The following is a 12,258-nucleotide window of genomic DNA, read 5'->3' on the forward strand; positions in this document are numbered from 1 at the left end:
AAAAAGGCTGATTTTTATCTGAATTTAGAATCTAAATTGGTAAAAAAGCATGGATTTGCTGCCTGTTTAATTTTTTTCCTTGCCTGTTATCTGCAATTCGCCATTTATGGGGTATGCCGCGTGATAATCATTTTCAGAAGTAATGAGCTTTGGTGGTCGAATCATGTTGATTCGGTCAGTATTACTAATTATGGATAGTAAATATGAAAACTAAATTATCTGTATTAAGCCTCGCCTTATTACCTTGTATAGGTGCTGCGCAAATCAGCACACCAGCAAAAACAACTCTCGTCGGTGCAAGTGAAGATTCTGTACTCGTTATGTATAAAAAGGGCACTTCTGCAGCAATGCGTGCTCATGCTCGTAGCTTAGTCAGAGCCACAATCAGCGATATGAATAAAGATGGTGTTGATGATAATTACTCAGCGATTTTATCTGGCCGTTTAGCTAAGTTTAAAATTGCAGGAATGAGTACAAAAGAAGCTATCAAGCGTCTACAAACTCATGCCGCCATAGAATATGTAGAACCAGATTATAGAGTCTCAATTGCAAGTGCGCCTAATGATCCAGATTTTTCATCATTGTGGGGGTTACACAATGAAGGTCAGACAGGTGGTGTAGATGATGCTGACATCGATGCGCTTGAAGCATGGTCTATCTCAACAGGTAGTCGCGATGTTGTTGTTGGTGTGATTGACACGGGTGTTGATTACAGCCATGAAGACTTAGCTGATAATGCATGGATCAACCCAGGCGAAATTCCAGGAGATGGCATCGATAACGACGGTAATGGTTATGTTGATGACGTTCACGGTATTAATGCTATCACTGACTCTGGTGATCCAATGGATGACCAAGGCCATGGTACTCACGTATCGGGTACAATTGGCGCGTCAGGTAATAACAGCACGGGTATTGTAGGTGTTAACCACGAAGTATCGATTGTAGGTTGTAAATTTTTAAGTGCAGATGGTACCGGTTCCACTTCTGACGCTATTAAATGTATTGATTACATGGTTGATCTTAAGAATCAAGGCGTAAATTTACGTGTTCTAAATAACAGTTGGGGCGGTGGTGGCTTTAGCCAAGCTCTAGCGGATGCTATCACAGCGAGTGAACAAGCTGATATCTTATTCGTTGCTGCTGCGGGTAACGATGCGGTTGATAATGACCAAAACCCTCACTATCCGTCAAACTACGAGCACGACAGCGTATTATCTGTTGCCAGCACTGATAGCAGAGATAACATGTCTAGCTTTTCACAATGGGGTTTAACCAGTGTTGATTTAGGTGCACCGGGTAGTGCTATTTTATCAACGGTACCGGGCAATGGTTATGCTAGTTATTCGGGTACTTCAATGGCAACACCACATGTTGCGGGTGCCGCAGCATTAGTGCTATCGATTAATCCTGATTTAACAGCGCTTGAACTCAAAGAGTTGCTAATGAATAGCGGTGACCAGAATGAAGCACTACAAGGTAAAACAGTGTCTGGCAATCGTTTAAATGTGAATCAGGCACTAGAACAAGCTGATCCGACTCCAAGCTTCAAAATCTCGGTTTCGCCAAGTTCACAGCAGATTACTGCTGGTGAAACGGCAACTTATACCTTTGAAATTGGCTCAATCGCCCAGTGGGAAGGTGTTGTTAGCCTAGCACTTCAAGCTGACTTAGCGGGCGCAACGCTATCGCAAACTGAGGCGGTACCGGGTGATGTAGTTACTTTAACTGTACCAACAGAAGAGGCAACAGCGTGGGGTAGCTATAGTTTTGTTGTTGATGCAACATCGGGCGAGCTAGCTAAACAAAGCAGTGCGTCATTGTTTGTTAATCCTGTTGGCTTAAATGACTTTACTTACTCAAATGAAACACCAGTGTCTATTCCAGATAACAATGACACGGGTGTTGATTCAATCATTACAGTTGCAGATGAACTGACGGTTTTCTCAACGGATGCAAGTATTGATATTGCTCATACTTACATTGGTGATTTAATCGTTACATTAACGTCGCCGCAAGGTACAACAGCTACACTACACAGCCAATCAGGTGGTGGTGCCGACGACCTAGTACAAAGCTATTCGCTAGCAAACTTTAATGGTGAAGTTGCGACAGGTGATTGGGTACTTAATGTGAAAGACGTACTGTCAGCTGATACGGGTACTTTAAACAGCTGGTCACTGACGTTTAGCGCTATTGGTGAAGTAAGCCCGCAGCCACCACAAGCTGGCTTTGCATTTGAAACATCAGGCTTAAATGTCACTTTCACTAACACCAGCACCGATAGTAACGATGATATTGTTGCTTGGGCGTGGGACTTTGGTGACGGTGCTTCTTCAACAGATGCTGACCCTATGCATAGTTACGCACAAGCGGGTAGCTATGAAGTAACGCTAACTGCGACCGATAGCGAAGGTCAAACAGATACGTTTACACAAACGGTTGTGGTATCTGATGTCGAAATTGAGCTATCTGTTAAACGTGCAAGTAAAACACGATTAGGTACGATGCGTGTTGATTTAGGTTGGCAAACAGTGGCCGATCAAGTAAGCATTTATCGTAATGGTGAACTACTTGAAACAGTCGCTGATCGTGGTTTCTACCGCGATGTACAGCGTAAGGCTGAGTTGCCAAGCTATGAGTATCAAGTATGTGTAACTGAAACGACTTGTTCTAACCCAGTAACAGTGTCCTTCGACTAACATTGTTCCACACGACAAAGCCCAGTTTCCCCGCTGGGCTTTTTTATTTGTATTACAAAATGAGTTTTCCACTACAACAATATAATAAGCGCCCTTTAAATGTTGACTTGTCGTATTGATGTGGGGTTGTGAGTGAAAGCATTGCTGAAACAGCATGGTGTAATTTTTATTCTTCTAAGTATGCTAACCGGGTTAATGGGGGCATTCGTTAACCCGTTGATGAGCTTATTTATTGTAGAAGGGCTGCGAGCACCCCCTATGTACTTAGGTGTTTATGTGGTGGCGGTCACCATTATGGGTTAGTTATCAGTCAGTGGCTAGGTAGCATGGTTGATAAAGGCACCAGCGCGCGAAAGTTATTTATGGTGGCTGTATCGGGTATGGTGTGTGCGTTAGTGGTCTTTGCGAATGCCACTGCATTTTGGCAAGTCTTGCTCGCAGGCGTGTTGTTTCTTGCGATGGGTAATGCGGCAATTCCGCAAGTGATGACCGTGGCAAGACAATGGGCTGGGCGTCAACAGAACATCGACATCACCAGTTTTAATTCCCGTTTACGTGCTGCTATTTCCTTTGCTTGGGTGGGCGGTCCGCCACTTGGTTATTTGTTAGCCGCAGGAGGCGAGTTTAGCCGCTCGTTTTACTTTGCTGCGGTGTGTGCCTTGGTTGCTCTTATTTTTGCATTTAAGTTTATTCCTGACTACAGCGCTAAGAAATCACAAAACGGCAGAGAGCCTGCAGCCGCAGCGAGTTTATCATTTTGTTGTTGGGCTTAGCTATTATGCTTGGTTCAACGGGCAATATTATGTATTCATCGGCACTGCCGCTTTATAGCATTACTGAACTAGGATTCGCTGAACATACGCCTGGGCTGTTTATGGGTGTAGTGGCGCTGTTAGAAATTCCTATTATGCTGTATGGGGCAAAGCTTGCTAAAAAATACAGTAAAGTGTCGATGCTTGCGGTGGCATTTTGTTGTGCCATTGTATTTTATTTAGGAGTGTTTTTTGCCACTCAAGTATGGCATTTGATCGCGTTGCAAGTATTGAATGGGCTGTTTTACGGTATTTTTGCGGGCATTGGCTTAACCGTATTACAAGATCAGCTCCCCGAACGAATAGGGTTTACCTCAGCGTTTTACACGAACGCCATTAAACTGGGTGTTATGTGCGGGGCAGGGGCAACTGGGGTTGTTGCACAGTTTTATAGTTTTAGGTTTGCAACACTTGGCTCAATGCTAGCAGCAAGTTTAGCCCTTGGGTGCTTAATACTATTTAGTTATGTAAAACGAAATGAGCAGCAACCTAGTCAAATACAGCACCCTTTTGTTACTGTTGGTAAGAACACATAAAACGCAAAAAGCCCAGTAAAAACTGGGCTAAAACGAGGGAGGAGAGTAATTAATAGAAAGAGTATTTTAAAGTAAGTGACGTTGTACGGCCGTTAATAGTACGGGCACGAATAATGTCGTTATCTGGTACTGAGCCTTCTTCTGCTTCTGTGATACCTACGGTGTCGAACAGGTTGTTCACGTTAAGCGATAGACTTAAGTTTTCAGACAGATTGTAACTTACAAAACCATTCACTTGTGTATAGCCATCAAACTTAAGGTCGTTACTGTCTTGTGCGTAAGCATCCGTTGTACCAATAAAGCTTAAACCAGCAGCACCTTTGTCAAAGTTGTAAGTCGCCATTAGAGAGTAAATAAGGTCAGCTTGACGACGTGGTGTATTACCGACTAACTCTGGCGATAACGCATCTTTGGCAATTTCTGCGTCTGTCCAAGTAAAGTTACCACGGAAATCCCAATCACCTACGTAGTAGGTTGATTCAACCTCAATACCTTTTGCTTCGTACTCGCGGTCGAAGAATTTTTGTGATGTTGCTTCGAAGTTTTGCTCTTCTGTTTCTGCGTAGAATGCAGTTGCAAATACTGATAGTGAATCAAAACGTTTTTTCACACCGATTTCGTATTGATTTACTTCATCAATTGCATCGGCTTCGGCAACTGAACCGTCTGCTTCTACTTTACCGAATAGTAAGCGGTCTGCATTTGCGCGGCCGCCTTTACTTAAACGAGCAAAAGTCGCAAAGCTTGGATCAATTTGGTAGTTCGCACCAATTGAGTATGAGCTGTAGTGCCAGTCGTAGTTAACAATGCTAGGATTTGCATTATCAATACCAGCAACACTTTGCTCAGGAATTGAGATGGTACCATCGCCATTCATATCAATTGTTGATGTTACTGCACCTGCGTAGTTACCGCGTGCTTCACCTGAATCATAGCGAGCACTTGCATCAATGCTTAAATCGCCAAACTTAGTGGCTAAGTTAATGTAAGGTGCGCGTGTTTCGTATTCTGTGTCGTAGTTACGTTGACAGCAGTTACCCCAGTAAGGCGTGCCATAAGCGTACAAGCCATTATCTGAGTAGCTGTCGCCATTTGCAGCGTAAACGTCAAGTAATGCAGCGTTGTCGCCTTTTAGCTCCATAACATATGAGTTCCAAAGCCACGACATATCAATCGATTGGCTTGATGCAAAGTAACCAAACGTAACACTGGTGTCATCAGAGAACGACTTAGTTAACTTAAGATCATTAACAATTGAGCCCATGTCATTTAGCGTTACATCGAATGTATGAATACGCATTGCTAAATCGTCATCGCCATAGGCTTCGCCTGCTGAACCACCATTTGCATAAACAAGCGATGCACCATCACCAGCAATACTAGAAGCAATAGAGCTTGCAGATGCAACTTCAGCAGGAATAAGAGAAATAAAGTTACCGCTTACTGATGATGTTCTAAAGCGGTTTTCGATGCGCCAGTCGTTTTCTAAATCAAATGCTGCTTCAAAACCAACCGAGGTAACAACCGGGTTCATACCGTCGGTCATATCGCCTGTGCTGATTTGGTTATCACCATTTAAACGCAGCGTTTGGGTGAAAAGCGCTGAATGCGGCGTATCTGATTGCGCATCAAAACCTGGGATTGAATCGCCATCTGAGTACATAGGCATAGGTAGGTAACCTACGCTCTTATCATCGAGGTGTTTAAAGTACACACGCACATAACCAGCATCAAATTCTTTGGTCAGGTTTGCCTTAATTTGGCCACCTTTATTAGATGTATAACCAGTTTCACGCGGGCCTTCGCCTTGGCGAACAAAGCCACCAATGTGATAGCGCACACTGTCGTTTAGGTAAGTACCATACTCAAAATCCGTACGAATTGAGTCATAATCAAGGCCTACAGTGGTTGATACACTGCCTGATTCGTTCTCACCTGTTTTTGAAATAAAGTTGATGATACCACCTGGGGCATCACTTGCTGCAGTTGATGCTGAGCCACCACGGATTGATTCAACACTTTGCACTGTTGAATCTAAGCGCATGAAGATATCTGCGTTACCAAAGGCAATATCGCCAAACTGCATAACAGGTAAGCCATCTTCTTGTAGTTGCAAGAATTTAGCACCGCCCGATGCAACCGGTAAACCACGTACCGCGATATTTGCGTTACCTTCACCGCCCGTCGATTCTGAACGTACACCCGGAATTGTTCTGAAGGCTTCTGCAGTAGAACGTGGTGTTGATACTTCAATTTCAGCTAATGTCACACTGCTAACCGATGAGCTTGATGCCATGATGGTTGTACGGCGTGGTACACCGGTTACAACGATAGTTTCAAGACCGCTTTTTTTAGCCTCAGGTTGTGCTTGCTCTTCGGCGTGTAAGTTTTGGCTTACTGCTAATGCAAGCGCGCTTAATGTATAAAGGGCATGTTTGTGTGTTGTCATAATGTGCCTCGTCTCAATCCCAGATGGTTTGTTGTCTAAATTATTATCTTAATCGATTAAGTTAAGATAACAATAATTTTACACAGTGCAAGTCTTTTTAGTGAAAAACTTGCACGATTTATGTTCGATAATTGATTTTTAACGATTTTTATTTAGTGGCTTAATGCACTGTGCTGCGCTAACGCTTGCTCAGCAGGGTTACGTAAGTAGTTATATAGCATGGCTAAAAACAGTAAACATGCGAAGCCTGTTGCGAGATAAAAGCCGTAACGAATGTGGCCAAAGTAGTCACTGATCACACCCATTAATAATGGGCCTGCTGCAGCAGAGAGGGCAGTAAAAAACAAAATAACCCCAGCAACAGCACCGTGCTGTTGCACCGCAAAGCAAGAAATACCTTTTGAGTTTAAAGTTGGGTAGATCATCGACATGAATAGCCCAGATAAAGGGAGTAAGAATACCGCCCAATCAACACCACCGAAGATTAAGCCTAAATAACACAGTGCAATTCCTAAGCTTAAATATAGCATCGCCGCTTGCCAGCTTAAGTGATTTAATAGCCACACCGCTAAGAAACGCCCCGCAGCGCGTAAAATGAAAAATAAGGTCAGTGCATAGGTTGCCAGTAATTGCCACGGACCAGTGTAATCGCCAAGTAGAGTAGGCATCCAAACGTATATTGCTACTTCGGTTGCAACATAAAGGGCAATTGCTAATGAAAAGCCCAGTGCATAAGGGTTTTTCATCATGCTCATGGTGGTTGCAAGAGAGGCCGGTTTTGCGTGTTCTTCTAGCTTTTTAGGTTTAGGGTAATCTGCACGCCAAGCAATTATGGTTAAAATCAAACATAAAACCCCAGCGATAACATAAAGGTAGGTCCAGCTAACCTGTTGGGTGATTAAAAAGCTGACAAGGGCAGGGCCTACAATGGCGCCAACACCAAAGAAACCTTCGACCAAATTCATGGTTTTTGTGTGCTCTAAATTGTTTGTAGAAATATCACCTAACAGTGCCAAAGCACCGGTTTTAAATAGGCCAATAGCAAGACCAATACAGCTAAGGAGCACTACAAATATGCTAAAACTACTGCTAACAGCAAATAGAAAACAACAAATGGTGAAGATGCCGAGTCCCAGCATGATGGTTTGTTTGCGGCCAAAACTGTCGGCAAGAAATCCTAAAAATAGGCCGCTGAATGCAATGAGTGCCATAGGTGCATAATGGAAGGCACTGGCTTGGGTCATGCTTAAATTAAATTCTTCGATAAGCTCAGGAATGATCATACCAACCGCATCAGAGGTCATCGCAAACATAAAAAACATCATGTATGTCAGCCATCTAATGGTTTGCAAAGGATCGTGTGTTCTATTCATTGTTGTATCCCCACCGAAAGGTCTGCGCCTTTACTATGTATATTAGTGTATAAAAATTATAAAAACTGCTTGAATAATTTGCTGTCGTGGTTAAAGATATATCTTAATCGATTAAGTTTCAACTTGGTATTAACAATTATGATCAACAATAAAGTGCAATTAATCACCTACGCAGACCGTATTACTGGTCAAGGTATTGATGAATTAAGTAATTTATTAAATGGCCCACTTAACAATGTGTTTGCAGGTGTACATTTGTTGCCATTTTATAATCCGATTGATGGCAGTGATGCTGGCTTTGATCCTATTGATCATAGTGAAGTCGATTCGCGTCTTGGTAGCTGGGACGACATTAACGTGCTTGGTGCAAACTATGACTTAATGGCTGACTTAATTGTTAACCATGTTTCAGCACAATCTTTCCAATTTAAAGATGTACTCGCTAAAGGCAAGCAATCTGAATTTTGGGATTTATTTCTAACCAAAGATGATGTATTCCCAAATGGCATGTCTGAGGCTGAACAACAAGCGATTTATCGTCCGCGTCCAGGTAGTTGTTTTACACCAATTACATGTGGTGACGGCCAAGCCTATGATTTTTGGACCACTTTTACCGATAACCAAATTGATATCAATGTGAAATCAACGGCGGGTATCGAGTATTTAAATACGGTGCTTGGCAAATTTGCTGATAATAATGTCAATATTATTCGTTTAGATGCGGCGGGTTATGCGATTAAAGAAGCTGGCACAAACTGCTTTATGCTGGATGAAACTTTTGAGTATTTAAATAAGCTTTCGGCGCAAGCAAATGAAGCGGGTATGGAAACCATTGCCGAGATCCATAGCCATTTTAAAACTCAAGTTGAAGTCGCAAAGCGTGTAAATATGGTTTATGACTTTGCTTTACCACCCCTTATTTTACACAGCTTGTTTAGCAATGATGCGCAAGCATTACTGAATTGGCTAACCATTTCGCCGCGTAACTGTTTAACTGTTCTCGATACCCATGATGGCATTGGCATCATTGACGCAGGCCCAATGGGTGATAAACCGGGTCTATTAAACGCAGCGCAAATTGATAACTTGGTTGAAACCATTCATGAAAAGAGTGAAGGGCAAAGCCGTCTAGCAACTGGTGCAGCAGCAAGTAATGTCGATTTATATCAAGTAAACTGCACATATTACAATGCTTTAGGCGCAGATGACTTCGATTATTTATTAGCGCGTGCGATTCAGTTCTTCGCACCAGGTATTCCACAAGTTTATTATGGTGGCCTGTTTGCTTGTGAAAACGATATGGAATTATTGGCTCGTACCAATGTAGGTCGTGATATCAATCGCCCTTACTTAAATGCACAAGACATTGATGCTGCACTTGCTAAACCTGTGGTGAAAGGTTTGATCAAGCTGATTCAATTACGTAATGAGCACCCAGCATTTAACGGTGAGTTTATTGCAAAAGGTGAAGGCACTGTGTGTCGTTTAAGCTGGCATGATGATACCAGCTCAATCGAGTTAAAAGTTGATTTTGCTAGCCGTGAAGTGATCATTGTTGATCACCGTGAAGGCGAACAACGCATTGTTGATTTGGCTGACTTTTTAGCTTAACTACTTTGACCCAATTGCAGTTGATAGTCGATTTCGGCTGTTTGCTGCTCTTTCGATAGAAACAAGGTCGCAGCAATGCGGCCTTTTTCTTCACTATTTTGATGGACAGTGGTGAGTTTTGGCACAAATCGTTGGCCTTCATCGATGCCATCAAAGCCAACAATTCTGACATCTTCAGGAACCGATAAGCCCATTTTTAATGCTTCGCGCATGGCGGCAAGGGCGATCAAATCACTCATACATAACAATACGTTTGGCCTTGGTGTACTGCTAAGTGCTTCTTTGGCGGCAATGCTGGCAAAGCGCTCGTTGCTTTCAGGAATATTCCATGTTCTATCATCACCCAGGGTGATGCCAGCATCGCTGATTGCTTGGTGATAACCGCGCAGTCGTTGATGAGCAATCGACTGACCGGCTTCAAACTCATGATGTTCGTATACTCGGCATAATACGTCGTTATCGAGTAAACGCAGGCCTAAAATAGCAACCCGATCATCATTTTTGTGAAGTGCGTGTTTTGCAATATCAAAGCTGGCTTGTTGGTTGTTTACGTTTACTGAGGCATCGCGACCGATATTAAAATCAACCGTTACCACATGTTTGGCAACCTGTTTTAATTGCTCAACAAGTTGCTTATTACGTGGGCGGCCATAGCAAATAAAACCATCTACAAAGTCGACAACGCTATTTAGGTTATCGCTGTTGCCTGAAAATAATAAAAGGTTAATACCATTTTTTTCGAGCACCGCTGACACACCGCGCATAAAGCTGCTAGCGACCGGGTCAGATATCATATATTCAACGCTGTCTGGTAATACTAACGCAACAATATTAAAGGTGCCTCGGCGCAATGATTGTGCCGCCTTGTTAGGGCCAAAATAGCCAAGCTTTTTACAGGCCGCCAAAATCTCTTCGCGGCGTGCTTTCGATAATTGATCAGGGCGGTTAAACGCATTTGATACAGTGGCATTTGAAACACCTAACTCTTGGGCAATACTTTTCAGCGTCCAACTTTTTGGCTTTGTCATTGTAGCTTCTTAATCGATTTACTTAATTGTAAATTACCATATAAAGAGTCGAAAAAAAGTGTTTTTAGTCATAAAAATAGGCGTACCATAAAAGAATGAGTACGAGGGTGAGAAAAAGGCGAGTAGCGAGTGATTTCTAAGTTACCAAAATGGGTTGAGATTGGCGCATTTATTTTGGCGCTGGTGGCTGGGTGTGTGAATGCAGTTGGTTTACTTAGCTTTGAGCATCAAGCGGTATCGCATTTATCGGGAACCGCAACCTTGCTTGGCACAGATCTCATGCATGGCAATAGCCTTGATGCGTTACATTTATTAGGCGTATTACTGTCATTTTTAGTTGGGTCTGGTATTGCTGGTTTTTTGCTACATAGTTCAGCACTTAAACTAGGTCGTCATTACGACACAGCATTATTCATTGAAGCAGGGCTTTTACTGGGCGCACTTTGGCTATTATTTAATGGCTCTGGCTACGGGCACTTTTTAGCGTCTGCGGCATGTGGTTTACAAAACGCCTTAGCAACAACTTACAGTGGTGCAATTGTTCGTACCACCCATGTAACGGGTATCTTCACTGATTTAGGTATTATGTTTGGTCGCGTTTTACGTGGCGAGGCACTTGATAAACGTAAGGCTAAACTGTTCGGCCTAATCATTTTAGGGTTTATTCTTGGCGGCTTAGCAGGGGCATGGTTATTTGCAAAAATGAGCTTTTCGGCGCTTTATGTGCCAAGTGCCATCTGTATTTTACTTGCCTTGACCTATCGTGTTTATTCTCATCGCAATCCAGAACTTAATGGTTAGCGATACTCTTAGGTGTTGTACCAAAGGCTTGTTTAAACACACGGCTAAAATGGCTTGGGTTATTAAAGCCTAATTGATAACAAACTTGGCTAATCGCCTCACCTTTTTCGAGCAGTTTATACGCTTTTTGTAAGCGTAATTGCTGTTGCCAGTGAGCGGGAGTAACACCAAAGGCTAGTTTAAATTGCTGATAAAATTTACTGCGGCTCATACAGGCTATTTTACATAACACATCAATATCAATATTCTCAGCAAGGTGCTGTTCTATATAACTTACTACATGGCTTAACGGAGTTGCGAGCTTGCCTTGCTTACAACTTGCTATCATTAAATCTCGGCTTTGCTGCTGTAACAGGCGGGTTATGAGTTCATTGAGTGATAAATCAATTAAGTAATCGCGGTGTTGTTCATTTTCACTAAACAGGGTGATCATCCGCTCAAGCAGTTGCTGAGTTTGCGGGTTATGCTGGGCGTGCACTAATTTGGCTTGATATTGGAAAAAGTCATCTTGCGTAATTTGCTGGTTAAAATTAAGAGCATCAATGACTTGGCTTATTTTGTCGGTACTGATTTCAATCGCTAAACAGGTTGTAGGTTGATTAAGAGACGCATTAGGAAAGTCGATTAGCACCCCTTGCTCTGGGGCAAGTACAAATGACTGGTTTGGCAAAAACTCCTCATGATAATCACTGTCGGCAACATGCATGATTTTTTTACCGCTGATCATGCCGCAAAATAATAATTCAGTGGAATGTAACGCCACTTTTTGGGCATCTAAGTAAGTGTCGTAAATACTTAATTCAGCATGTTCACCCGCAAAACTGACTTTATTTTCAATAAGCACATCAATACGTTGTCGTTTTTTATCTAAACTTCTATTGCTGACTGATGTGTTCATTGTTGCCTCGCTGTCGCCCTAAATTCTGGACAAATAGTCAAAAAGTCT

The 12,258-nt window shown here is 42.6% G+C and carries 10 protein-coding genes; 6 read left to right on the top strand and 4 right to left on the bottom strand.

Features of this window, described 5'->3' with window-relative positions:
• Nucleotides 1–203: 203 nt before the first annotated feature.
• The 4 genes from ISP07_RS09300 to ISP07_RS20545 all read left to right on the top strand — a co-directional run bounded on the left by ISP07_RS09300 (nt 204) and on the right by ISP07_RS20545 (nt 4,050).
• Nucleotides 204–2,702 carry a S8 family serine peptidase gene (locus tag ISP07_RS09300; RefSeq protein WP_054554010.1) on the top strand — a complete coding sequence of 833 codons (2,499 nt, stop codon included), beginning with the start codon at nt 204–206 and terminating at the stop codon, nt 2,700–2,702.
• A 132-nt stretch (nt 2,703–2,834) separates the two neighbouring features.
• Entirely contained in the window at nt 2,835–3,005 is a 171-nt protein-coding gene (locus tag ISP07_RS20535; RefSeq protein WP_228290570.1) for a hypothetical protein, read from the top strand.
• Between the two features lie 23 nt (nt 3,006–3,028).
• Nucleotides 3,029–3,475 carry an MFS transporter gene (locus ISP07_RS20540; RefSeq protein ID WP_228290571.1) on the top strand — a complete coding sequence of 149 codons (447 nt, stop codon included), beginning with the start codon at nt 3,029–3,031 and terminating at the stop codon, nt 3,473–3,475.
• A gap of 5 nt (nt 3,476–3,480) precedes the next feature.
• Nucleotides 3,481–4,050: an MFS transporter gene (locus ISP07_RS20545; RefSeq protein WP_229634588.1), complete on the top strand. Its 570-nt coding sequence runs from the start codon at nt 3,481–3,483 to the stop codon at nt 4,048–4,050.
• 49 nt (nt 4,051–4,099) lie between these two features.
• Here ISP07_RS20545 and ISP07_RS09310 read toward each other — a convergent pair whose 3' ends face one another.
• Both ISP07_RS09310 and ISP07_RS09315 read right to left on the bottom strand, forming a co-directional pair.
• Entirely contained in the window at nt 4,100–6,499 is a 2,400-nt protein-coding gene (locus ISP07_RS09310) for a TonB-dependent siderophore receptor (RefSeq protein ID WP_209327450.1), read from the bottom strand.
• 152 nt (nt 6,500–6,651) lie between these two features.
• Nucleotides 6,652–7,872 (bottom strand): MFS transporter, encoded by a 1,221-nt coding sequence (locus ISP07_RS09315; RefSeq protein WP_209327451.1) that lies wholly within the window; start codon nt 7,870–7,872, stop codon nt 6,652–6,654.
• A gap of 138 nt (nt 7,873–8,010) precedes the next feature.
• Here ISP07_RS09315 and gtfA point away from each other — a divergent pair, with 138 nt between their 5' ends.
• On the top strand, nt 8,011–9,483 hold the full coding sequence (gene gtfA / locus ISP07_RS09320; RefSeq protein WP_209327452.1) for a sucrose phosphorylase: 1,473 nt from the start codon (nt 8,011–8,013) through the stop codon (nt 9,481–9,483).
• Here gtfA and ISP07_RS09325 read toward each other — a convergent pair.
• A complete protein-coding gene (locus ISP07_RS09325) occupies nt 9,480–10,511 on the bottom strand; it encodes a LacI family DNA-binding transcriptional regulator (protein ID WP_209327453.1) in 1,032 nt (343 codons plus the stop codon). The genes gtfA and ISP07_RS09325 overlap by 4 nt on opposite strands.
• 129 nt (nt 10,512–10,640) lie before the next feature.
• Here ISP07_RS09325 and ISP07_RS09330 point away from each other — a divergent pair, with 129 nt between their 5' ends.
• Complete coding sequence (locus ISP07_RS09330; protein WP_209327454.1) at nt 10,641–11,312, top strand: YoaK family protein; 672 nt, start codon at nt 10,641–10,643, stop codon at nt 11,310–11,312.
• On the opposite strand, the gene ISP07_RS09335 is transcribed toward ISP07_RS09330, so the two are convergent.
• Nucleotides 11,302–12,210 (bottom strand): AraC family transcriptional regulator, encoded by a 909-nt coding sequence (locus tag ISP07_RS09335; protein ID WP_209327455.1) that lies wholly within the window; start codon nt 12,208–12,210, stop codon nt 11,302–11,304. The two genes, ISP07_RS09330 and ISP07_RS09335, sit on opposite strands and share 11 nt — an antisense overlap.
• Nucleotides 12,211–12,258: the final 48 nt, after the last annotated feature.

The sequence above is a fragment of the Pseudoalteromonas sp. PA2MD11 genome, from assembly GCF_017808125.1.
Taxonomy (GTDB): domain Bacteria; phylum Pseudomonadota; class Gammaproteobacteria; order Enterobacterales; family Alteromonadaceae; genus Pseudoalteromonas; species Pseudoalteromonas simplex.

Bases quoted from the DNA above. Each gene is read 5' to 3' on its own strand.
- ISP07_RS09300 (WP_054554010.1), top strand. From the start codon at position 204: ATGAAAACTAAATTATCTGTATTAAGCCTCGCCTTATTACCTTGTATA.
- ISP07_RS20540 (WP_228290571.1), top strand. From the start codon at position 3,029: ATGGTTGATAAAGGCACCAGCGCGCGAAAGTTATTTATGGTGGCTGTA.
- ISP07_RS20545 (WP_229634588.1), top strand. From the start codon at position 3,481: ATGCTTGGTTCAACGGGCAATATTATGTATTCATCGGCACTGCCGCTT.
- ISP07_RS09310 (WP_209327450.1), bottom strand. From the start codon at position 6,499: ATGACAACACACAAACATGCCCTTTATACATTAAGCGCGCTTGCATTA.
- ISP07_RS09315 (WP_209327451.1), bottom strand. From the start codon at position 7,872: ATGAATAGAACACACGATCCTTTGCAAACCATTAGATGGCTGACATAC.
- gtfA (WP_209327452.1), top strand. From the start codon at position 8,011: ATGATCAACAATAAAGTGCAATTAATCACCTACGCAGACCGTATTACT.
- ISP07_RS09325 (WP_209327453.1), bottom strand. From the start codon at position 10,511: ATGACAAAGCCAAAAAGTTGGACGCTGAAAAGTATTGCCCAAGAGTTA.
- ISP07_RS09335 (WP_209327455.1), bottom strand. From the start codon at position 12,210: ATGAACACATCAGTCAGCAATAGAAGTTTAGATAAAAAACGACAACGT.